This is a genomic window from Kumtagia ephedrae (assembly GCF_003012745.1).
Lineage (GTDB): Bacteria > Pseudomonadota > Alphaproteobacteria > Rhizobiales > Rhizobiaceae > Kumtagia > Kumtagia ephedrae.
The window spans coordinates 162,668-184,702 of sequence record NZ_PXYK01000011.1 but is presented as its reverse complement, the minus strand read 5'-3'; the positions used below and the strand labels follow the sequence as shown (position 1 = coordinate 184,702).

Sequence of the window (22,035 nt, the reverse complement as noted above, 5' to 3'; positions counted from 1 at the left end):
CTTCCGTCCTTCATCACACCCTCCCCAGGGCAAAACCCTTGGCGATGTAGTTGCGCACGAACCAGATCACCAGCGCGCCCGGAATGATGGTGAGCACGCCGGCCGCCGCCAGCACGCCCCAGTCCAGACCCGAGGCCGACACCGTGCGCGTCATGGTGGCGGCGATCGGCTTGGCCGCCGTGGTCGTCAGCGTGCGGGCGAGCAGCAGCTCCACCCAGGAGAACATGAAGCAGAAGAAGGCCGCCACGCCGATGCCGCTGGCGATCAGCGGCATGAAGATCTTGAAGAAGAAGCGCGGGAAGGAATAGCCGTCGATATAGGCGGTCTCGTCGATCTCCTTGGGCACGCCCGACATGAAACCCTCGAGAATCCACACCGCCAGCGGCACGTTGAACAGGCAGTGCGCCAGCGCCACCGCGATATGGGTGTCGATCAGGCCGAAGGCCGAATAGAGCTGGAAGAACGGCAGCGCGAACACCGCCGGCGGCGCCATGCGGTTGGTCAAGAGCCAGAAGAACAGATGCTTGTCGCCGAGAAACCGGTAGCGCGAGAACGCATAGGCCGCCGGCAGCGCCACCGACACCGAGATCGCCGTGTTCAGCACCACGTAGATGATCGAGTTGATGTAGCCGTTGTACCATGACGGATCGCTAAAGATCACCATGTAGTTGCGCAGCGTCGGGTCCGCCGGGATGAGCGACACCGAGTTCATGATCTCGGTATTGCTCTTGAAGCTCATGTTCACGAGCCAGTAGATCGGCAGCATCAGGAAGACGATGTAGAGCGCCGGGATGAGCCAGCGGAAGCGCGATCCGTCGCCGCGCCGGCGCATCCGCCGGGCAATCTCCCTGTTCGCCGTTTCCCGGGCGGACACCGGCATCGCGGTCGAAACCGCCTCGCCGCGCGCGCTCATCGTGCGGTCGTCCCACGCCATGCTATTTCTCCGACCCGTAATTGGTCATGACGGTGTAGAAGACCCACGACAGCAGGAGGATGATCAGGAAGTAGATGATCGACATCGCCGCCGCCGGGCCGAGGTCGAACTGCCCCACCGCCATCTTGACCAGGTCGATCGACAGGAAGGTGGTCGAGGACCCGGGACCGCCGCCGGTGACCACGAACGGTTCCGTGTAGATCATGAAAGAGTCCATGAAGCGCAGCAGCACCGCGATCAAAAGCACGCGGTTCATCTTGGGGAGCTGGATGTAGCGGAAGATCGCCCAGCGCGAGGCGCCGTCGATCTTGGCCGCCTGGTAATAGGCGTCGGGGATCGACACCAGCCCGGCATAGCAGAGCAGCACGACCAGGCTAGTCCAGTGCCAGACATCCATGACCACGACGGTGATCCACGCATGCACCGGATCGGCGGCATAGTTGAACGGGATGCCCAATCGGGCGAGACCATAGCCGATGAGGCCGATATCGGCGCGGCACAGAAGCTGCCAGATGGTGCCGACGACGTTCCAGGGGATGAGCAGCGGCAGCGCCATCAGCACCAGGCAGACCGGCACGCCCCAGCCCGACTTCGGCATGTTCAGCGCGATGAAGATGCCGAGCGGAATCTCGATCGCCAGGATGACCGCCGAGAAGGCGAGATTGCGCGCCAGCGAATCCCAGAAGCGGCCGGATTCCAGCACCTGCGCGAACCATTCGGTGCCGGCCCAGAAGAACTCGTTGTTGCCGAACGTGTCCTGCACCGAATAGTTGACCACCGTCATCAGCGGGATCACCGCCGAGATGGCCACCAGCACGAGCACCGGCAGCACCATGAACCAGGCCTTGTTGTTCCAGGTCTTTTCCACGGTCAGGCTCCCAGTTCGACGCGCCAGGAATCGGCATAGAGGTTGATGCCGGCCGGATCGAAGCGCACCTTCGCCTCGGCCGGGATCTCGCCGTCCTCCGGGACGACGATGGCGATCGGTTTTCCCGCGAACTCGGCGCGCACGATCTTCTGGCGGCCGATGTCTTCGACCTTGCGGATTGAGACGGACATGCCTTGGCGGCCGAGCGCGATGAACTCCGGGCGGATGCCGAGCTCGATGCTGGCGCCGAGCGCGACCCGCGGCTTGTGATCGAGGGCGATCGTCTCGTTCCCGACCTTCACGGTGCTGCCGTCGACATCGGCCGGCAGCACGTTCATGCCGGGCGAGCCGATGAAATAGCCGACAAAAGTGTGCTTCGGCCGCTCGAACAGCTCCGCCGGCGTGCCGATCTGCACGATCTCGCCCTCATACATGACCACGACCTTGTCCGCGAAGGTCAGCGCCTCGGTCTGGTCGTGGGTGACATAGACCATGGTGTAGCCGAACTGGCGGTGCAGCTGCTTCAGCTGCGAGCGCAGCACCCATTTCATGTGCGGGTCGATGACGGTGAGCGGCTCGTCGAACAGGATGGCGTTGACGTCGTTGCGCACCAGCCCGCGGCCGAGCGAGATCTTCTGCTTCTGGTCGGCCGTCAGCCCCCTCGCCTTCTTCTTCGCCCAGTCGCCGAGGCCGGTCATCTCGATGATGTCGCGCACGCGCCGGTCGACTTCCGCCTCCGGCACGCCGCGGTTGCGCAGCGGGAAGGCCAGATTGTCGTAGACGGTCATGGTGTCGTAGATGACCGGGAACTGGAACACCTGGGCGATGTTGCGCTGCTGCGTCGACAGCTCGGTGACGTCGCGGCCGTTGAACAGGATGCGCCCTTCGGATGGATGCTGCAGGCCGGAGATGATGTTGAGCAGCGTGGTCTTGCCGCAGCCCGACGGCCCCAGCAGCGCATAGGCGCCGCCGTCCTTCCATTCGTGATGCACTTCCTTCAGCGCATAGTCGTTCGGCCGCGACGGGCGCAGCCCGTAGGCATGGCGGATATGCTCCAGGGTGATGCGTGCCATCGTCGCCTCCTCAGGCCGCCGCGCCGGCGATGGAGCGGCCGTCCGCGCCGAATGCGATGATCCGGCGCGTGTCGACATGCACGGCGATCGTCGTGTCGGCTTCGATGTCGTGGATGCCCGGAGCCAGCATCACCCAGCGGCTGCCCTCGAACTCGACATGGACGAAGCTTTCCGAGCCGGTGATCTCGGAGGTCGCGGTGCGCACCGACAGGCTCGCCGAAGCCGGATGCTGGCCCTGCAAGGCCAGATTGTGCGGATGGAAGGCGATCGTGCAGGGGCCGTCGGCGATCCCGGCCAGATGCGCCGGCACCGGCAGCGCCGGCCTGTCGCCGATCCGGAAGTGCGAGCCGCTCTTGACCACCGGCACCGTGTTGAGCGGCGGGTCGGCGAAGGTCTTTGCCGTGACGAGATCCGCCGGCCGGCGATAGACGTCGATGGTCGGTCCGAACTGCGTGATCCGGCCCTGCGACAAAGTCGCGGTGTTGCCGCCGAGCAGCAGCGCCTCGTGCGGCTCGGTGGTGGCGTAGACGAAGATGGTGCCAGCCTCGGCGAACAGCTTCGGTAGCTCGGCCCGCAGCTCCTCGCGCAGCTTGTAGTCGAGATTGGCAAGCGGCTCGTCGAGCAGCACCAGGCTGGCGTTCTTGACGATGGCGCGCGCCAGCGCCGTGCGCTGCTGCTGCCCGCCGGAAAGGTTGAGCGGCGTGCGCTGCAGGTACGGCGTCAGCCTGAGCAGCTCGGCGGCGCGCTTCACCTCGCGGTCGATCGCAGCAGGGTCCGCGCCCCTGACGCGCAACGGCGAGGCGATGTTCTCGTAGACGGTCATCGCCGGATAGTTGATGAACTGCTGGTAGACCATGGCGACGCTGCGGTCCTGCACGCGGACGCCGGTCACGTCCTTGCCGTCGAACCAGATCGAGCCGGCGCTCGGCCGGTCGAGACCGGCCATCAGCCGCATCAGGCTGGTCTTGCCCGACAGCGTCGGCCCGAGCAGCACGTTGAGCGAGCCGTGCTCCAGGACGAGCGACGTCGCCTCGATGTGCACCTCGCCCCCGACAACCCTCTCGACCGCACGCAACTCCAGCATCGCCCGCCCCCTAAACCGCGATCATTCAGCCACCGGCAACGTCAGACCGCGCGGGCGCGCAGCGGCGGCGCCTCCGCACGGTCGCCGGACCACAGGTCGGCCACGACATCGATGGCGGTGAGATAGGTGCCGTATTTCGCGCTCAGCACCGCCGCGCGCTCCGCATCCGGCTCGTAGCGCTGCTCGACCTTGACCATGTTGCGGATGGCGTCCGGCACGTCGGCATAGAGGCCGGCCGCCACCGCCGCGCAGATGGCGCCGCCCTTGGCGCCGAATTCGCTGCCGGACGCGATCTCGACCGGCAGGCCGAGGCCGTCGGCGAACATCTGCGCCCACACGGCGCTGCGCGAGGGGCCGCCGGCCAGCCGGATGACCTTCGGATCGGCCGCGTCCGGGCCGGTCAGCAGGTAGGACATGTCGTAGCGGTGGGCGAAGACCACGCCCTCGTAGACGGCACGCACGATATCGGCCAGCTGCGCCCCTGCCCTCAGCCCGAGGAAGCCTCCCGGCGCGCCGCGCGGCCCGTCATAGAGGAACGGGAAGAACAGGATGTTGTTCTGGCGGTCGAGCGCGCCGGCGACCAGGTCGTTGCAGACTTCGTAGACGCTGCGCCCTTCGAGAAAAGCGCGCTCTGCCTCCGCCGACAGCATGGTCTTGCACAGCCATTCCAGGTTGCTCGCCGAGGTCGGCGTCGCGGTGGTGGCCAGCACCTGGCCGCCGACCGGATAGGGCGTCTGGATCGTCGGCAGCGGGTCGAGCGCCGGCCGGGCATGCAAGGTCGAATGGATGCTGAAGGTGCCGGCGACGGCGGCGAGCTGGTCGGGACGCTCCACGCCCGAAGCGAGCGAGCAGCCGACCACGTCGTAGACGCCGCGCACCACCGGTGTCCCCGCCCGCAGGCCTGTGGCCGCCGCCGCCTCGGCGCCGACGCCGCCGACGACTTCCAGCGGCGATCCGATCGGCGGCAGGCGGTCGAGCCACGCCTGCAGGGCGGCGACCTCGAAGGCCTCCCGCGAAATCGCCGCGCGGCTGACACTGATGATGCCGGCGCAGCCGGCGTCGGTCGGATCGGTGGAGATGTCGCCGCACAGGCGCATGCGCAGGAAATCCTTGCAGGACAGCACATGCGCGGTGCGTCGCAGCGTCTCCGGCTCGTTCTGCTGCATCCAGGCGAGGATCGACAGCGTCTGCCCGGGCCACATCTGCTGCTCGATGCAGCGCGACACCGCCGCGGCGCGGCCAGAGCGTTTCCAGGCGTCGATGAGCGGAATGGAGCGCGTGTCGGTCGACACCAGCGCATTGCGCACCGGCACGCCGTCGGCGTCGACCAGATAGACGCCGCCGCCATAGCCGGACGGCGTTACGGCGACGATGTCGGCCGGGTCGGTGCCGGTCTTTTCCATGAGCGCGCGCAGCGATTCGCAGGTGGCGCGCCACATTCCCTCGGCGTCGCGCTCGGTCCAGCCCTCCTGCGGCAGCAGCATGACGTTCGGCCGGCGCTCGCAGGCGAGCTCGTTGCCGCGTCCGTCGAACAGCACGACTTTCGTCATCGTGCCGCCGGCATCGATGCCGATCAGGCGTTCCCGCATACTTACTCCTCCGGGGGCCGACGGGCGCCGTCTCCTCGCGGCGGGGCGGGCCATGCAGGCCCCATCGGCATCTTTCCTCGGCAGCTAGGCTATTTGACCCTCTCGAATTGTCAATCGCAATCGTAAGAAAATTTTTTACACTTTTAACTGATTGAATATAAAAGAACTTTTGAAATGTAAATCTCCCGCCTTCCGCTTTTTCGCTTCCAAAAGTAATAAACTGCCATTATAGGCGGCGGGACGGAATGGGCGCCAAACGCAGCGGAGGAGACGATGCGCAATCGGGACGAGGCGATTGCGGTCCTGAAGCGCGCAGCGGCGGACGAGGCGCCGCTCCTCATCGTCGGCGGCGGCATCAACGGCATCGGCCTCTACCGTGACCTGGCGCTGCAGGACGTGCCCGCGATCCTGGTCGACAAGGGCGATTTCGCCTCCGGCACCAGCGCTGCGCCGTCGCGGTTGATCCATGGCGGGTTGCGCTATCTCGAAACCGGCGAGTTCGAGCTGGTGCGGGAATCGGTCGTCGAGCGCAACCATCTCCTCAGGAACGCTCCCCACCTCGTAAAACCCCTGCCGGTCTGGGTGCCGGCCTTCAACTGGTTCGGCGGCCTGTTCTCGGCCGGTTTGCGTTTCCTCAAGCTCAAGAAGACGCCGGGCGCCAAGGGCATGCTGGCGATCAAGCTCGGCCTCGTCTTCTTCGACCGGTTCGGGCGGGGCAGCCGGACCATGCCGCGCCACCGGATTCTTTCGCGGGCGGAAAGCCGGCGGAAGATGCCGGGGCTGTCCAACCGCGTCCGGGCGGTCGCGGAGTATTACGACGCGCGGCTCCTGCATCCGGAGCGCATGGCGCTCGAGTTGGTCAAGGATGCGGAGCGCGACTGCCCGCGCTCGGTAGCCGCGCCCTATGTCTCGCTTGCCGGCATGACGGGCGGCGAGGTGATCCTGCGCGACGAGGTCGGCGGCGGGGAGATCACGCTGCGGCCCCGCCTGGTGGTCAACTGCGCCGGCGCCTGGGCGGACGAGGCGAACCGCCGGCTCGGCATCGACAGGCGCCTGATCGGTGGCACCCGCGGCTCGCATCTGGTCATGCGGCGGCCGGACATCGCCGCCCAGCTCGGCGACGGCATGCTGTATTTCGAGACGCGCGACTTCCGCGCCTGCCTGGTCTACGCCCTCGATGCCGAGCTCGTCCTGCTCGGCACCACCGACATCCGCGCCGGGGATCCCGACCACGCCGCCTGCTCGGAAGAGGAGATCGACTACCTCTTCGGCGTGCTCGACCAGGTCCTGCCCGGCAGCAGGGCGCGGCGCGAGGAGATCGTCTTCGCCTATGCCGGTATCCGGCCCCTGCCCTACAGCGGCGACGGGGCAACCGGCGCCATCAGCCGCGACCACGCGCTCAGGGACTTCGAGCCGCGGGGGCCGCGCGCCTTCCCGGTGATGACGCTGGTCGGCGGCAAGTGGACGACCTACCGCGCCTGCGCCGAGCAGATCGCCGACGCCGTGCTTGCGCGCCTCGGCGCCGCGCGTCGCCGCGATACGCTGGCTGAGCCGATCGGCGGCGGCGCCGGCCTGCCGGCGGAAGGCAAGGAATTGCGGCAGGCGATCGCCGACGTCGTCCGCGCCACCGGCCTCGACACTGCCGTCGTGGCGAAATTCTTCCGCCGCTACGGCAGCCAGGCCCGCGCGGTCGCCGAAGCGGTCGTTGCCGATGGCGCCGACCGCATCGACACGCGCGGCCTCTATCACGCCGGCGAGATCCGCTGGATCGTCGCCAACGAGCGGGTGACCCGTCTGGCCGATATCGTGCTGCGGCGCACACTCATGCCGTTCGAGAACGCCGTGACCCCGGAAGGGCTCGACCGCATCGCCCGGATCGCCGGCGACATGCTCGGGTGGAGTGATGCCCGCCGCGCCCTTGAGGTCGCCGAGACGGCGGAGCTACTGGAGAGCCGCTACAGGGTGAAGACGGCCCGCGCGGCCGAACCGGCGGCGGGATAGGGTCTGTCGCAGGCGGCCTGTCACCATCCGTCAGGATTATTTTCTTATAATCTATCCCCTTCCTTCTCGACCGGAGCGATAATTGCGCCGCCTGTGCCGGAAGGGGTGGCGATGGACTGGAATGCGGCGATCGACAAGAACCGGGAAGCGCTGAAGCGCATCGTCGCCATGCTCGTCGCCATGGCCGGGCTGGATCTCGGGGAACTCAGGGGACAGTTTACTTTGTTTCGGCAGAAGGGCACAGCCGCTTCAAGGTTGTCGCGGGCCGAAAAAAGTAAACTGTCCCCAGAACTTACCCTTCAACGCCGCCTCCACCGTGCCATACTCCGGCTCTTGCGCCCTGCCGAAGCCGCGGTACGGCGCCTCATCGTCGTGGCCGCGCGTGGCCTCGTCGTGACCCTGCCGCCGCCCCGGCAGAAGCCGCAGCCAAAATTCCGGCCCGGGGCCGGCCCCGTCCGCATGCCGGCGCGGCCGAAAACCCGCGCCCGGCGCGCGACCCTGCCTCTGCTCGATCCGCTAAAACCCTGGAACCGCCGCCCGCGGCGGGCGCCCAGGGGCGTGCCGCGCATCTCCTGTCCCGGCTACAGCGAGCCGTTCCGCATCCCCGTCTGGTCGCCCAAAGATCCGATCGACGCGAGGCGGCTGGACGCGCGGCTGCGGGCGCTGATTTTGGCGCTCGACGATCTGCCCGGCCAGGCAAGACGCTTCGCCCGCTGGCGGGCACGCCGCGACGCCGCCCTGGCGCGCGAGCAGGAAACCGGCGGTCTGCGCCGGTTCGGCCGCTTCTCGCCGCTGAAGCCCGGCCGGCCGCCGGGCTGGCGGCGAAAAAAGCCCGTTCATGAGGTGCACGAGGTGCTGGACGTCCTGCACGGGCTTGCCCAGTGGGCACTGGAGCCGCCCGATACATCGTGACGGCCGGCCTGCCGGAACCAAAAGCGAAGCATGGACGGCCAGCGCGATATTTTCGCGACCGGGCGACGATATGTGCTGCCGGCAAGTACCATGCCCCGTCTGGCGGCGAAGCTGATCGGACCCACTAACCCCGAACCTCGACAGACCTCGGACCAGGCGCAGACGCCGTCCGACGCGGGCGACTTCAGATGCAGCGGCCGCCGTCGACCTCCAGCGCGACGCCGGTGATCATGCCGGCTTCCTCCGAGCACAGGAAGGCGGCGGCGTTGCCCATGTCCTGCGGCGTGGAGAAGCGACCGAGCGGGATCGTCGCCAAGAATTTCGCGCGGATCTCCGGCGTGTCCTCGCCCATGAAGGTTTTCAGCAGCGGCGTTTCCCCGGCCACCGGGTTGAGCGCGTTGACCCGGATGCCGAACGGCGCCAGTTCCACCGCCATGGCGCGTGTCGCCGTGATCACCCACCCCTTGGAGGCGTTGTACCAGGTCAGGTTCGGGCGCGGGCTGACGCCGCCGGTCGAGGCGATGTTGAGGATGGCGCCGCCTTTCTGCGCCTTGAACAAGGGCACGACCAGGCGCGCGCCGAAATAGATCGACTTCATGTTGACCGCCGCGACGCGGTCGAACATCGCCTCCTCGACCGTCTCCAGCGGCTGCGGCTCGTGGCCGACGCCCGCATTGTTGACCAGGATGTGCAGCCCCCCGAAGGCCGACTGCGCCTTCTCGACCGCCGCGGCAAAGCCGGCTTGCGTGGCGATGTCGGCGGTAGCCGCGACCGCCGCTTCGGGGAACGCCTTGGCGACACGCTCGGCCGCCGGGCCGTCCCGGTCGGCGACGACGACGCGGGCGCCTTCCTCCACGAATTTCCTCACGATGCCTTCGCCGAAGCCGGACCCTCCCCCGGTGACGATGGCGACCTTGTCCTTGAGTTTCATGCCGTCCTTCCCGAATTTTGGCGCGGCCATCCCGCCGTACCGGCGATGCCGTCCTCAGTCGATCCTGATGAAGACGCCCTTGGTGTTGAGATATTCGTGCAGGTGCTCGACGCCGCCCTCGCGGCCGTAGCCGCTCATCTTGTAGCCGCCGAACGGCACCGCCGGATCGATGGCGTGATAGGTGTTGACCCATACCGAGCCTGCCCGGATTCTTCGCGACAGCCGGTGGGCCTTGGCGACGTCGCGGGTGAACACGCCGGCGGCCAGGCCATAGGGCGTGTCGTTGGCCCGCTCTACCGCCTCGTCCAGCGTGTCGAAGGGCAGCGCCGAGATGACCGGCCCGAAAATCTCCTCGCGGGCGATCCGCATGTCGTCCCTGACGCCGGCGAAGACGGTGGGGGCGATGAAGTTGCCGGCGGCAAAGGTGCCTTCGGTGAGGCGGGTTCCGCCGGTGACCAGGCGGGCCCCCTCCTCCCGGCCGGATGCGAGGTAGCCGGTCACGCGCTCCAGCTGCCGCGGCGAGACGAGCGGGCCGATCTCGGTCGCCGGGTCGATGCCGTCGCCGATCCGAAGGCCCTCGGCGTAGGCGGCGAGCCGCGCGATGAACTCGTCATGGATCGATCGCTCGACGAACAGCCGCGAGCCGGCGATGCAGATCTGTCCCGAATTGGCGAAGACCGACATGGCGGCGACGGGCACCGCCTTCTCCAGGTCGGCGTCGGCGCAGACGATGACCGGCGACTTGCCGCCGAGTTCCAGCGACACGCGCTTGAGATTGCCGGCCGAGGCGCGGATGATGCTCTGGCCGGTCGCGGTCGAGCCGGTGAAGACGATCTTGTCCACGCCCATGTGCTCGGCGAGCGGCGAGCCGGCCTCGCGGCCGGTGCCGGTGACGATGTTGACCACGCCCGCCGGCACGCCGGCTTCCGCCATGATGTCGGCGATCAGCAGCGGCGTCAGCGGCGCCTCCTCCGACGGCTTGAGCACGACGGTGCAGCCGGTGGCGAGCGCCGGGCCGATCTTCCAGATCGAGGCGGCCGTCGGCGCGTTCCACGGGATGATGGCGCCGACTACGCCGACCGGCTCGCGGTGGGTGAACGAGACCACCTCGCCCGGCAGCGAGTTGTCGATCGTCTCGCCATGCAGCGCCGTCGCCATGCCGCCGTAGAAGCGCAGCATGCCGACGACGCGGTTCCTGTTGGCGCGGGTGCGGCTGATCGGCAGCCCCATGTCGAGCGTGTCGGAGTGGCAGATCTCCTCCCAGTGCTTCTCGAACAGGTCGGCGATCCTGAGCAGCAGGACCTGCCGCTCGTATGGCTTGAACCGGCTCCACTCTCCGTCGAAGGCGGCACGCGCCGCCCGGACGGCGGCGTCGATGTCCTGCTTGCCGCCGCGCGGCACGGTGGCGAGCACCGCGCCGGTCGCCGGGTTGCGCGTCTCGAACGTCTCGCCCGAGACCGCGTCGACCCAGTCGCCGCCGATGAACATCTTTCGATGGCGTCCGTCGATCGGCTGTCGCTGCGCCACGTTGGACCCTGCGCTCATGACAATCCCTCCTCCTGTTCACGCTCCCGCGACATTCAGGCCAGCGCCTTCATGGCGGCCTTGATGAAGTCGAGCCGCATTTCGGAGCCGCAATGCGAGGAGTTCCTGTGGAGCTCGACCTCCTCCGGGGTCATGTAGACATGTCTGGGCACCGCGCCGAGGATGACGGCGACGGTGTTGTTGGCCGGGCTGACATAGATCCACTGGCCGTAGCTGCCGAGCGCCATATAGTCGCCGCCCTCGCGCACCCACCACAGGTAGCCGTAGCCCTTGTAGGCGGAGTCCGCGCCGCCGGCGACACCGCGCTCGCCGCCGAAATCGAAGGCGAAGTTCGGAGCGTTCGGCGTGGTCGAGTCCTTCACCCAGCCGTCCGGCACCACGCGCTTGCCGTCGATCACGCCGTCGGCCAACATGAACAGCCCCCAGCGCGCATAGTCGCGCAGGGAGGCGCCGCAGCAGCTTCCGACCACCTCGTGCCCGTCGTCGGAATCGAGGATGAAGAAGCCGTCCTGCTCGAACCCGAACGGCTTCCACAGCCGCTCGGAACAGTAGTCGGCGACGGTCATGCCGGTGGCGCGGCTCAGCACATGGCTGAGCAGGAAGGTGTCGCCGGTGTTGTAGTAGAACTGCGTGCCGGGCGGATTGGCCTTCGGACGGGTCTTCAGATAGTTGACGATGTAGTCCGGCGTGCGCGCCGCGATGACCTTGATGTAGTGCTCGGCGACGTCGGTGGTGAGGTCGTCGGTGTTCTCGACCCAGGACACGCCCGAGGCCATGTTGAGCAGGTGGCGGATGGTCACGTCCTGGTAGGCCGAGCCTTCGAGCTCCGCCAGGTAGTCGACGACCGACAGGTCGATGCTTTTGATCGCGCCGTCCTGGACGGCGGCGCCGACCAGTATGGCGGCGAGCGACTTCACCATCGACGACGACTGCCAGCAGCGCTCCGGGTTCAGGCCCTTGGCGTAACGCTCCAGCTTGATCTCGCCGTCCTTGACGACGAGCAGGCCGCTGACGAACTCCCGGCGCATCAAATCGTCGATGGTGCGGGTCGCCCCGTGGCTCTCGAAAGTGATATCCAGAGGCCGCGCTGCCTGCGGCAGTGGCTTCGGCGTGCCTCTTCTGATCGTGCGGGTCGCCCAGATGCGGTCCCAGTTCAAAAACGCCTCGGCCTGGATGTTGGGCGACCACAGCAGGAAATCGCCGGCGAGATGGCGGCGGAAGAACGGCTCGACCGGCTCTCCGTCCACGGTCGTGCCCAGTCTGACGTGATTGTTCATGCGAGCCTCGCTTTCGTTTCTTCCACAACGGTGCGGGCGACGCCGTAGCGTCGCGGCTGGTCGATGCCCGGTTCGGCGTCGATCAGCTTCCTGGTGTAGGCATGCCGCGGGTTCCTGAAGACCTCCGCCGCCGTGCCGGTCTCGACGAAATTGCCGCGGTACATGACCCCGACGCGGTCGGAGATGGTCTCGACCACGGCGAGGCTGTGGCTGATGAACAGGAAGGCCAGGCCGTAGCGGTCGCGCAGGTCGCGGATCAGCGCGAGCACCTGCGCCTGCACCGACAGGTCGAGCGCCGACACCGGCTCGTCCGCCACCACCAGCTTGGGCCTGCCGATGATGGCGCGCGCGATGGCGATGCGCTGGCGCTGGCCGCCGGAGAATTCGTGCGGATAGCGCGCGGCATCGGGCGGCGACAGGCCGACGCTGGCTAGCGTCTCGCCGACCAGTTCCTCGCGCGCCTTGCCGCGCGGCGCGGCGGGATCGAGGAACAGCGGCTCGGTGACGATGCGCGACACGCTCTGCCTGGGATCGAGCGATCCCTGCGGGTCCTGGAAGACCATTTGGAAGCCCCGCCGCAGCCGCAGAAGCTCGGCGCGCGACTTGGCGAAAATGTCCTCGCCCTCGAACAGGACCTGCCCGCCGGTCGGCCGGTCCAGGCCCATGACGATGCGCGCCAGCGTCGACTTCCCGCAGCCGCTCTCGCCGACGATGCCATGGATGGTGCCCGGCTCGATCGAGAAGCTGACGCCGTCGACGGCGTTCAGCGCGTGCCCGGACGCGCTGTGGTACGCGCGCTCGAGGTTCCTGACTTCGAGCAGCGGCGTGGAGCCGCCCGGCCGGACACCTGTGGCCGGCGGTGCAAACTTCTGGGCCCGCGGCAGCGCGCCGATCAAGCGCTGCGTGTAGGGTTGCGACGGCCGGCGCAGGACCTGCTCGGTCTCGCCGCTCTCCACGGGCCGGCCGCCACGCATGACCAGCGTGCGCTCGGCGATGCTGGCTACGACGCCGAGGTCGTGGCTGATCAGCAGCAGCGACATGCCGAGCTCGGCGATCAGTTCGCCCAGCAGCTCCAGCACTTCCGCCTGCACGGTGACGTCGAGCGCCGTCGTCGGCTCGTCGGCGATCAGCAGGCGCGGCCCCGGCGCCAGCGCGATGGCGATGCCGACACGCTGGCGCTGGCCGCCCGACAATTCGTGCGGATAGGCATCGATGCGCCGAGCCGCCTCGGGAATGCGGACGCGCTCCAGCAGCCGCAGCGCCTCGGCGCGCGCCGCCGCGCGCGACATCCCTTTGTGGGCAAGAATGCCCTCGGCGATCTGGTCGCCGATGCGCATGGCCGGATTGAGAGCGGTCATCGGCTCCTGGAAGATCATGCCGATGCGGGCGCCGCGCACCTGCTGCATCTGCCGCTCGCCGAGCTTCAGGAGATCGGTGCCGTCGAGCACGATACCGCCATGCGCCTTCATGCCGCGCGGCAGCAGGCCCATGATGGCGAGCGAGGTCAGCGACTTGCCCGATCCCGACTCTCCGACGATACCGAGCGTGCCTCCGTCCGGAATGGTGAAGGCGACATCCTCCACCAGCGTCTTCGCCGGCAGGCGCCAGCGCGACAGATTGATCGCATCGATACGCACGTTGAGCGTCATGAGCGGGCCCGCGAGCGTGGATCGAGGACATCGCGCAGGCCGTCGCCGACGAGGTTCAGGCCGAGCACCGCGATGGCGATGGTGACGCCGGGGGCGATCGCCATCCATGGCGCCTGGGCGAGATAGGTCTGCGCGTCGCTCAGCATGCGGCCCCAGCTCGGCGCCGGCGGGGCGAGGCTGAGCCCGAGAAAGGACAGGCCGGCCTCGACCAGGATCGCCAAGCCGATCTGGATCGTCGCCTGCACGGCGACCGCACCGGCGATGTTGGGCAGCACGTGGTCGACGGTAATGCGGAACCTGCCCTTGCCCGCCGCCTGCGCGGCCAGGCAGAAGTCCAACGCCCAGATGCGCAGCGCCGCCCCGCGCGACACGCGGATGAACACCGGGATGTTGAACAGGCCGATGGCGAGCACGGCGGTGCCACCGCCGGGGCCGATGAGGGCCGCGATCATGATGGCGGAGATCAGCGCGGGGAAGGCGAAGACCACGTCGGCGAAGCGCATGATCACCTCTTCGATCCAACCGCGCCGCGCCGCCGCCAGAGCCCCGAAGCCGACGCCGACCACCAGGCCGAGCAGGACAGAGAGGAAGGCGATCGACAGCGAGTTCCAGGCACCCGCCATGATCATCGAGAAGATGTCGCGGCCGAGCGCGTCGGTACCGGCCAGGCCGGAGGTCAGCGGCGGCTTCAGCTTGTTGGCGATCTGCAGGCGGGTCGGGACCTGCGGCGTCCAGAACCGCGACAACACCGCCATGCCGATGACCAGCGCCGTGATGGCGATGCCGAGATGCAGGCCGAAGCGCGGCCCGAGGGCGAAGCGCGGCGCGGTGGCGGTGGCGTTCGTCATCGCGCCGCCCTCAGTCTCGGGTCGAGCCAGAGATAGGCGAGGTCGACGGCGAAATTGACCAGGATCACCAGGCCGGCGAAGAACATGGCGACGCTGCGGATGACGACGAGATCGCGCTGCGCCAGCGACTGATACGCGAGCCGACCGATGCCCGGCAGGTTGAACACGTTCTCGACGAGCACGGCGCCGGCGATCAGGAACGAGAACTGCAGGCCGATGATGGTGACGATGGGCACCAGCGCGTTGCGCACGGCATGACGCCACAGCACGCGCCGCTCGGTCAGCCCCTTGGCCTTGGCGGTGCGGATGAAATCCTCGTCGGCGACGTCGAGAACGGCCGAGCGCGTGACGCGCGTCAGCACCGCAGCCTGCGGCAAGGCGAGCGCGATCGCCGGCAGGAGCAGCGCCTTGACCGCCGCGACCGGATCGCTCCAGCCGGGAAAGCCGCCGGCCGAGAACCAGTGCAGGGTGACCGAGAACAGCAGGATGAGCAGGATGCCGAACCAGAAGTCCGGCACGGCGATGCCGACCTGGGCGAAGACGGAAGCCGCCCGATCCGGAGCCTGGCGCGGCCGGGCGGCGGCCATGACGCCGAGCCCGACGCCGATGGCGACCGCGATGACCAGCGCGATCAGCGCCAGCGGCAGGGTCACCTGCAGCCGCTCGGCGATCAGCCCGGCCACCGGCACGCCGTAGGACGCCGAGCTGCCGAGATCGCCCGTGAAGGCGCCGGCTATCCAGGTGAGGTAGCGGATATAGGCAGGCTGGTCGAGGCCGAGCTGCTGCTCCAGCGCGGCGATGGTGTCGGGCCGCGCCGCCGTCCCGAGCAGGATGGCGGCGGCGTTGCCGGGCAGAAGGTCCATGGTCGCGAAGATCAGCAGCGACACGATGAACAGCGTCAGCACGAAGGAGCCCAGCCGGCTGAAAGCGATCCGAAGCATCAGCGCGGCCGATCTCCGCCCGCGAGGGCTCCGGGGTCAGGCAGGTTGCACATGTCCGGCACCACAAAGTCCGCTAGTCCTGCCGCGCCGGCATGGCGCGGCAGGACGAGATTGCTCATTCGGCCCAGTAGGCGTCCCGCACATAGACCTGCGAGATCGGCTCGTTCTCCCACAGGCCCTCGAGCCTGGCGCTCCAGACGTTGAGGCGCGGCAGGTCGAAGAGATAGAGGGCCGGAACCTCGTCGGCGAGTATCTTCTGCGCCTCGCCGTAGAACTTGTCGCGCTCGCCGTCGTCGGCGGTCTTGTCGGCGGCAGCGATCAGCCCGTCGAACTTCGGATTCTTGTAATTGAAGTAATAGCCGGGGCGCGAATAGATATCGATGTCCATCGGCTCGGCATGGTCGATGATCGACATCTCGTAGTCGCGCTTGATGAATACCTCGTCGATCCATTTCGCCGGGAATTCGCTCGGCACGATGTTGAGCGTGATGCCGACCTCGGCCAGCAAGGCCTGCATGACCTCCGACGCCCGCGTCGTGTAGCTCATCTGCGGCGCCTTGATGGTCAGCGTGAAGCCATCCCCGTATCCGGCTTCGGTCAAAAGGCTTTTGGCCTTTTCGGGGTCGTAGGGAATCTCGCCGGTCATGTCGACATAGCCGCGGTCGGTCGGGGCGAAGTGGCTGCCTATCGCCTTGCCGTAGCCGGAATAGGCGCCGTCGATGATCGCCTGGCGGTCGATGGCACTCATCATCGCCTGCCGCACCTTGACGTTGTCGAGCGGCGGCTTCTCGCTGTTGAGCGCGGCCACCAGCTTGCGCGGCGTGGCGCCGACCACGGTCTTGAAGCGCGCGTCGCCCTGGAACTCGCCGAACAGCTCGGGCGCGGTGAAGTTGGGAAAGCCGTCGATGTCGCCGGCCCGGAGCGCCGCGGCCTGCGCCTGCGCATCGGCGATGAAGCGGAACGTGACCGCCGACAGCTTCGGCACGCCCTTGTCCCAATAGCCGTCGTTGCGCACCATCTCGACCTGGTTGCCGCGCTGCCAGCTCTTGAACTTGAACGGGCCGGTGCCGACGGGGTCGGTCTTGTTGGCATCGACGGTCTTTGGGTCGATCATCACCGCGTCGCCCCAGGCGAGGTGGTAGACGAACAGGCCGGAAGGCTGCGTGAGCTTGATGACGGCGGTCATCGGGTCCGGCGTCTCGATCACCTCGATCGGCTCGAAGAACTGCTTTTGCGCGTTGGTCGAATCGGCGGCGCGGGCGCGGTCGAGCGAGAACTTGACGATCGCGGAATCGAACGGCGTGCCGTTGTGGAAGGTCACGCCGGGGCGCAGCTTGAACGTGTAGGTCAGCCCGTCGGGCGAGGTCGTCCATTCGGTGGCGAGCAGCGGCTTGACCTTGCCGTCCTTGTCGAGCGTCACGAGCCCTTCGTAGATGTTGCCCCAGGTGACCTCGCGGATGGCGACGGGCGCCGAAATGGTGGGGTCCAGCCCGGTCGGCTCGACCGGCAGCCCGAGGGTCAGCGTATCCTTGGCCGCGGCGAAGGATACGCTCGAGAAAAGCGCCAGTGCGGCGAACGCCAGGCGCAGGCCAGTCCGTTGCGTGATCATGTCTCCCATTCTCCAGACAGCGCCGCCGATCGTGCCGGCGGACCAACCAATTTGTTCCGTGTTCCCGATCGGACGAATCCGGGCTGCGCGAAATTCGGCGGCGCCTCTTGGTGCGCCTTGTCCGAACCGGCCTTGTGACCAGCGCATGCGAAAGCCTATGGGGGCGAGTAATAAGTTGTCAAATTATTTTATTGCTTTTTCTCGAAGCGTCGGGGATTTTGCCAGGGACGGCAAGGCACGGGCGTTCCCGCGCGAATAGGCGCGAGGCGGAAGGAGGGCAGCATGGGCGAATTGCACTACTGGTCGATCGGCGAGCTGTCGCAGAAGCTGCGGCGCACCGAGATCTCCCCCGTCGAGGTGGTGCAGGCGCTACTCGACCGCATCGAGAAGCTGGACGGGACTCTCCATTCCTACATCACCGTCATGCGCGAGCAGGCGCTCGCCCGCGCCCAGGTCGCGGAGGCCGAGCTGCTGCGCGGACAATGGCGCGGCCCGCTGCACGGCGTGCCGCTGGCGGCCAAGGATCTGTTCTACACCAAGGATGCGCCGACCTCGGCCGGCATGAGTATCCACAAGGACTTCGTGCCGGACTACGACGCGACCGTGATCGAGCGGCTCTACGGCGCCGGCGCGATCATCCTCGGCAAGCTGACGCTCACCGAAGGCGCCTACACCAACAACCATCCGATCTTCCCCGTGCCGGTCAACCCGTGGAACGCCGACTACTGGGCCGGCACCTCGTCCAACGGCTCGGGCGTGGCGACCGCAGCCGGTCTCGCCTATGGCGCGCTTTCCACCGACACCGGCGGCTCGATCCGTTTCCCTTCGGCCTGCAACAGCATCACCGGCATCAAGCCGACCTGGGGGCGCGTCAGCCGCCACGGCGTCTTCACCCTGTCGCATTCTCTCGACCATGTCGGGCCGTTCGCGCGCAGCGCCGAGGACGCGGCAGCGATGCTGACTGCGATCGCCGGTCCCGACGCCAACGACCCGACCGCGATCCAGGCGCCGGTGCCGGATTATCTCGCGGCAACCGCGCGCGGCGTGCGCGGTTTGCGCATCGGCGTCGACGAGAGTTTTATCGGCACGCGCACTCATCCGGAGGTCGTCGCCGCGGTGGAGGCGGCGCGCAAGGTCCTGCAAGGACTCGGCGCGCGCATCCTGCCGGTCAGCTTCCCCTCGCCCTATGACGCGCTGCGCGGCTGGTTCGACATTTGCGGCGCCGAGACGGCCGAGGTCCATGCCGCCACCTACCCGTCGCGCGCCGCCGACTACCATTCCGGCATGGCCGGCCTGATCGAGCACGGCCGCACGGTGAGTGCGGTGAAGGTCGCCGATGCCTGGGTGAAGCGGCTGGAATTCTCCGGGCGGCTTGCCGCCGCCTTCGCCGACGTCGACTTGATGCTGATCCCGACCATGACCACGCCGACGCCGACATTGCCGGAACTGGAAGCGTTCGGCGCCGACGACGACGTGCTGCTGCAGATGATCCGCTACACCGCGCCCTTCGACCTCGCCGGCAACCCGACCGTCGTTCTGCCTGCCGGCTTCGCCACCACAGGCGTGCCGATCTCGATGCAGCTCGTCGGCAAGCATGCCGCCGAGGACGTGCTGTGCGCGGCCGGCCACGCCTTCCAGCAGGCGACCGACTGGCATCTGCGCCGCCCGATAAACTAGTGGGCAACCGCCTATGAGTTTACCCCCACCCCTAGCCCCTCCCCACAAGGGGGAGGGGGACTGGCTTGCAACTCCGCCGGGCGCAAATCGTCGACGGTTTCACGCGGCATTGCGGCCGCAAAGACCCCCTCCCCGTTTTGGCTACGATATGCATACATCTGTTCCGAGAGCCGGCGCCAGACACGACGATCGGTCGGCTTTTCGCCACGTTGCGGCCCGGAAACCCAACCATGCCGAGCCGTGACCTGACCGAGAACGCCGCCGGCTCGGCCGCCGCCACGCCGCCCCGGCGCGGGAGGAAGCCCAAGCAGGCCGGCGCACCGGAATCGACGAGAGGTCTGTTCGAGACCGGCCGCCCCGGCGGGCTGCACGAGCGGGTCTACCGCAGCCTGGTCCATGCGATCGTCTCGGGAAAATTCGGGAAGGGCTCGCGCCTGCCCTCCGAACCCGAACTTGCCGCCACCTTCTCGGTGTCCCGTCCCGTCGTCCGGCAGGCGCTGGTGCGCCTGCGCGAGGAAGGCGTAATCCAGTCGCTGCGCGGCTCTGGCAACTACGTGATCGGCGTCGACGATCTGCTGGCGGAAAAACTTTCCAGGTCGAGTTCGCCGCAGCAGCTCCAGCATCTTCTCGACGACCTGGAGTTCCGCCTGGTGATCGAGCCGGAAGCCGCCTGCCTGGCGGCGCTGCGGCGCAGCCCTGCCGACATGCAGCGCATCGAGGCCGCGCTGAGACGTTTCGAGGAGGCGCATGCCAGCGGCGCCATCACCCATCATTTCGACTACCTCTTCCACGAGGCGATCGCCGTGGCGGCGACGAACCCGCGCTTCGTCGAGGCAATCCACGCGCTGGAATACCAGCCGGACGACGAGCGCCTGCTGTTGCGCCATCTCGTGCATTTTCAGCCGTCCGCCCGTGGCACCGCCGTGATCGCCGAGCACGCCGAGGTGCTGAACCTGATCCGGCGGAGGGACGGCGAGGCCGCCCGCGAGGCGATGCGCGCCCACATCGAATCGGCTCGCCGGAGACTGACGAAATATCTGGAAACGCTGATCGCCGATCGTCCTTAGACGGCTGCCCTATCCGCCCGGGCCGGCCGTGAAACGGACCCGGACGCTACCCGCCGAGCTCGGCGGCGATGCACTTCTTGGCGCGTGGGATCGCCGCCGGGCTCATGCTGAGTTCGGTGAGTCCCATGGCCAGGAATTTCGGGACGAGGTCGGTGCGGGCGGCCGCCTCTCCGCACATGCCGACCATGATGCCGGCTTCCGTGCCAGCCCTGGCGGTCATCTCGATCGCCGCCAGCACGGCGGGGTTAGCGACGTCGTTCAGCGCCGCGATCTGCGGGTTCAGGCGGTCGGCGGCCATTACGTATTGGGTGAGGTCGTTGGTGCCGATCGAGAAGAAGTCGACCTGGCGGGCGAGATTGCGCGCGACGAACACCGCCGCCGGCGTCTCGATCATGACGCCGAGCGCGAAGTCGGCGAACGCCTTGCCCTCGGCGGCGAGCTCGGCCTTGCACTCGTCGATCAGCGCACGGCTGCGCGTCACCTCGTCCAGCGTCGAGACCATCGGCAGCATCACCTTGACGTTGCCCAACGTCGCCGCGCGCAGCAATGCCCGCAGCTGCGGCTTGAACACGTCGGGTCGGTCGAGGCACATGCGCACGCCGCGCCAGCCCAGGAAGGGGTTGGCCTCCTGCGGGAAGACGACGCCGGCGACCGGCTTGTCGCCACCGATGTCGAGCGTGCGGATGATGACCGGATCGGGGGCAAAGGCGCGCGCGGCCTCCGCATAGACCTCGTACTGCATATCTTCGGTAGGCAAGCCGCCATGCTTCATGAACAGCAGCTCGGTGCGGAACAGTCCCACCCCCATGGCCCCGGCTTCGCGCGCGGCATCGATCTCCTCGATGGAGCCGATATTGGCGGCGACCTCGATCTGCGTGCCGTCGGCGCGGCGTGGCCGCAGGTCGCGGAAGGCGCGTAGTGCTTCCTCCTCGCGCGCGGCGGCGTGGATGCCCGCCTCGAAGCGTTCGCGGATCGTCGCATCTGGATCCGGATGGACCGCGCCGGTGTTGCCGTCGATGGCAACTTCGCCGGCCTTGCGCAAGGCCTCGATCGAGCCGCCCAGCCCGAGCACGGCGGGAATGCCGTGGGCGCGTGCGATGATGGCGACATGCGAGGTGGCGCCGCCGTGGGCGCACACGACGCCCCTGACCAGCTTCAGCGGCGCGCGCGCCAGATCCCAGGCGCCGACGTCCTCGGCGACGATGATGGACGGTTCGCTGATCGCGTCGAGACCGACGTCGCGCTCGCCGGCCAGCGCCAGGCAGAGCTGCCGCGCCGTGGCCCGCACGTCGTCGGCGCGCGCGTTGAGGTAGGCGTCGGGCACGCGCGTGAAGGCGGCCGCAGTCGCCTCGGACGCCGCCAGCACCGCATCGGTGGCATCCATGCCCTGACGGATCGCCGCCTCCACATCGTCGACGATCGCCGCGTCGGCGACGATCTCGCTGAGCGCCGTGACGATCGCCCGATCGGTCTGCGACAGGTCGGCACGCGCCAGCTCGGCACGCATCTGCTCCTGCACGGCGGCGACTGCGGCGCGGAAACGCGAGATCTCTTGTTCGACCTCACCTGGAGCGACGCGGCGATGCGTCGGCGCGAAGGTTTTCGGGAAGTAATGGAATGCCCGGGCGAGCGCGAGGCCTTCGCTGGCGGCGATGCCCTTCACGGCGCCGGCCGGAGATGGCGATGCCTCGGCCTGAGGTGAGGCAGCTCCGGCAGCAGGTGCGGCCGACCCGGGCTCGGCGGCAGTCGTCGGCTCGCCCTCTGCGTCCAACCCGGCCTGTGGGTTTTCCAGGAAGTCGACCAGCGCGTCGAGCGCCCGTCCGGCATCGGCGCCTTCGGCGCGCAGCGTCACCTCGTCGTTCTCCTTGACGGCGAGCAGCATCAGCTTGACCGGGCTCTTGGCGCTCGCGGCCTTGGCACCCCTCACGATCTCGACATCGCAGTCGAAGCTCTTGGCGAGCTTCACGAAGCGCGTGGCCGGGCGCGCGTGCAGGCCTTCGTGCACGCGCACGATCGTCGAGCGTTCCATG

General features: G+C 68.0%; 17 protein-coding genes. 4 read left to right on the top strand and 13 right to left on the bottom strand.

The genetic code is table 11. The annotated features are described in order from the left end of the window. Positions 1-13 precede the first annotated feature (13 nt). The 5 genes from C7I84_RS13465 to C7I84_RS13445 form a co-directional block, all read right to left on the bottom strand. Positions 14-832 (bottom strand): carbohydrate ABC transporter permease, encoded by an 819-nt coding sequence (locus tag C7I84_RS13465; protein WP_106772721.1) that lies wholly within the window; start codon positions 830-832, stop codon positions 14-16. 103 nt (positions 833-935) lie between these two features. Further along, positions 936-1,802: a carbohydrate ABC transporter permease gene (locus C7I84_RS13460; RefSeq protein WP_106772703.1), complete on the bottom strand. Its 867-nt coding sequence runs from the start codon at positions 1,800-1,802 to the stop codon at positions 936-938. A 2-nt stretch (positions 1,803-1,804) separates the two neighbouring features. Next, complete coding sequence (locus tag C7I84_RS13455) at positions 1,805-2,875, bottom strand: ABC transporter ATP-binding protein (protein WP_106772702.1); 1,071 nt, start codon at positions 2,873-2,875, stop codon at positions 1,805-1,807. A 10-nt stretch (positions 2,876-2,885) separates the two neighbouring features. Continuing rightward, complete coding sequence (locus C7I84_RS13450; protein WP_106772701.1) at positions 2,886-3,959, bottom strand: ABC transporter ATP-binding protein; 1,074 nt, start codon at positions 3,957-3,959, stop codon at positions 2,886-2,888. 41 nt (positions 3,960-4,000) lie between these two features. Beyond that, entirely contained in the window at positions 4,001-5,548 is a 1,548-nt protein-coding gene (locus C7I84_RS13445; RefSeq protein WP_165816066.1) for an FGGY-family carbohydrate kinase, read from the bottom strand. A 273-nt stretch (positions 5,549-5,821) separates the two neighbouring features. On the opposite strand from C7I84_RS13445, the gene C7I84_RS13440 reads away from it, so the two are divergent. Continuing rightward, a complete protein-coding gene (locus C7I84_RS13440; protein WP_106772699.1) occupies positions 5,822-7,549 on the top strand; it encodes a glycerol-3-phosphate dehydrogenase/oxidase in 1,728 nt (575 codons plus the stop codon). A gap of 111 nt (positions 7,550-7,660) precedes the next feature. Beyond that, the gene (locus C7I84_RS13435) at positions 7,661-8,461 is read left to right on the top strand and encodes a hypothetical protein (RefSeq protein ID WP_106772698.1); all 801 of its coding nucleotides are present in this window, start codon (positions 7,661-7,663) and stop codon (positions 8,459-8,461) included. A 184-nt stretch (positions 8,462-8,645) separates the two neighbouring features. Here C7I84_RS13435 and C7I84_RS13430 read toward each other — a convergent pair whose 3' ends face one another. From C7I84_RS13430 to C7I84_RS13400, 7 genes are all read right to left on the bottom strand, one after another. Further along, entirely contained in the window at positions 8,646-9,392 is a 747-nt protein-coding gene (locus C7I84_RS13430; protein WP_106772720.1) for a glucose 1-dehydrogenase, read from the bottom strand. Between the two features lie 54 nt (positions 9,393-9,446). Further along, complete coding sequence (locus C7I84_RS13425) at positions 9,447-10,937, bottom strand: aldehyde dehydrogenase family protein (protein ID WP_106772697.1); 1,491 nt, start codon at positions 10,935-10,937, stop codon at positions 9,447-9,449. Positions 10,938-10,972: 35 nt separating this feature from the next. Further along, complete coding sequence (locus C7I84_RS13420; protein WP_106772696.1) at positions 10,973-12,214, bottom strand: serine hydrolase domain-containing protein; 1,242 nt, start codon at positions 12,212-12,214, stop codon at positions 10,973-10,975. After that, positions 12,211-13,863 (bottom strand): dipeptide ABC transporter ATP-binding protein, encoded by a 1,653-nt coding sequence (locus tag C7I84_RS13415; RefSeq protein ID WP_106772695.1) that lies wholly within the window; start codon positions 13,861-13,863, stop codon positions 12,211-12,213. The genes C7I84_RS13420 and C7I84_RS13415 overlap by 4 nt, the downstream gene beginning before the upstream one ends. Continuing rightward, the gene (locus C7I84_RS13410; RefSeq protein WP_106772694.1) at positions 13,860-14,711 is read right to left on the bottom strand and encodes an ABC transporter permease; all 852 of its coding nucleotides are present in this window, start codon (positions 14,709-14,711) and stop codon (positions 13,860-13,862) included. The genes C7I84_RS13415 and C7I84_RS13410 overlap by 4 nt, the downstream gene beginning before the upstream one ends. After that, on the bottom strand, positions 14,708-15,652 hold the full coding sequence (locus C7I84_RS13405; protein WP_106772693.1) for an ABC transporter permease: 945 nt from the start codon (positions 15,650-15,652) through the stop codon (positions 14,708-14,710). The genes C7I84_RS13410 and C7I84_RS13405 overlap by 4 nt, the downstream gene beginning before the upstream one ends. 115 nt (positions 15,653-15,767) lie before the next feature. Then, positions 15,768-17,261 carry an ABC transporter substrate-binding protein gene (locus C7I84_RS13400; RefSeq protein WP_106772692.1) on the bottom strand — a complete coding sequence of 498 codons (1,494 nt, stop codon included), beginning with the start codon at positions 17,259-17,261 and terminating at the stop codon, positions 15,768-15,770. Between the two features lie 282 nt (positions 17,262-17,543). On the opposite strand from C7I84_RS13400, the gene C7I84_RS13395 reads away from it, so the two are divergent. Together C7I84_RS13395 and C7I84_RS13390 are read left to right on the top strand one after the other, a co-directional pair. Continuing rightward, the gene (locus tag C7I84_RS13395) at positions 17,544-18,938 is read left to right on the top strand and encodes an amidase (RefSeq protein WP_106772691.1); all 1,395 of its coding nucleotides are present in this window, start codon (positions 17,544-17,546) and stop codon (positions 18,936-18,938) included. Positions 18,939-19,168: 230 nt separating this feature from the next. Further along, positions 19,169-20,005, top strand: a complete 837-nt coding sequence (locus C7I84_RS13390; protein ID WP_106772690.1) for a FadR/GntR family transcriptional regulator — start codon at positions 19,169-19,171, stop codon at positions 20,003-20,005. Positions 20,006-20,051: 46 nt separating this feature from the next. On the opposite strand, the gene ptsP is transcribed toward C7I84_RS13390, so the two are convergent. Next, complete coding sequence (gene ptsP, locus C7I84_RS13385; RefSeq protein WP_106772689.1) at positions 20,052-22,034, bottom strand: phosphoenolpyruvate--protein phosphotransferase; 1,983 nt, start codon at positions 22,032-22,034, stop codon at positions 20,052-20,054. Position 22,035 lies beyond the last annotated feature (1 nt).

Coding starts and splice junctions, on each gene's coding strand:
- ptsP (WP_106772689.1), bottom strand. CDS start 22,034: ATGGAACGCTCGACGATCGTGCGCGTGCACGAAGGCCTGCACGCGCGC.
- C7I84_RS13395 (WP_106772691.1), top strand. CDS start 17,544: ATGGGCGAATTGCACTACTGGTCGATCGGCGAGCTGTCGCAGAAGCTG.
- C7I84_RS13405 (WP_106772693.1), bottom strand. CDS start 15,652: ATGCTTCGGATCGCTTTCAGCCGGCTGGGCTCCTTCGTGCTGACGCTG.
- C7I84_RS13465 (WP_106772721.1), bottom strand. CDS start 832: ATGCGCCGGCGCGGCGACGGATCGCGCTTCCGCTGGCTCATCCCGGCG.
- C7I84_RS13450 (WP_106772701.1), bottom strand. CDS start 3,959: ATGCTGGAGTTGCGTGCGGTCGAGAGGGTTGTCGGGGGCGAGGTGCAC.
- C7I84_RS13420 (WP_106772696.1), bottom strand. CDS start 12,214: ATGAACAATCACGTCAGACTGGGCACGACCGTGGACGGAGAGCCGGTC.
- C7I84_RS13455 (WP_106772702.1), bottom strand. CDS start 2,875: ATGGCACGCATCACCCTGGAGCATATCCGCCATGCCTACGGGCTGCGC.
- C7I84_RS13390 (WP_106772690.1), top strand. CDS start 19,169: ATGCCGAGCCGTGACCTGACCGAGAACGCCGCCGGCTCGGCCGCCGCC.
- C7I84_RS13400 (WP_106772692.1), bottom strand. CDS start 17,261: ATGATCACGCAACGGACTGGCCTGCGCCTGGCGTTCGCCGCACTGGCG.
- C7I84_RS13435 (WP_106772698.1), top strand. CDS start 7,661: ATGGACTGGAATGCGGCGATCGACAAGAACCGGGAAGCGCTGAAGCGC.
- C7I84_RS13430 (WP_106772720.1), bottom strand. CDS start 9,392: ATGAAACTCAAGGACAAGGTCGCCATCGTCACCGGGGGAGGGTCCGGC.
- C7I84_RS13415 (WP_106772695.1), bottom strand. CDS start 13,863: ATGACGCTCAACGTGCGTATCGATGCGATCAATCTGTCGCGCTGGCGC.
- C7I84_RS13425 (WP_106772697.1), bottom strand. CDS start 10,937: ATGAGCGCAGGGTCCAACGTGGCGCAGCGACAGCCGATCGACGGACGC.
- C7I84_RS13445 (WP_165816066.1), bottom strand. CDS start 5,548: ATGCGGGAACGCCTGATCGGCATCGATGCCGGCGGCACGATGACGAAA.
- C7I84_RS13440 (WP_106772699.1), top strand. CDS start 5,822: ATGCGCAATCGGGACGAGGCGATTGCGGTCCTGAAGCGCGCAGCGGCG.
- C7I84_RS13410 (WP_106772694.1), bottom strand. CDS start 14,711: ATGACGAACGCCACCGCCACCGCGCCGCGCTTCGCCCTCGGGCCGCGC.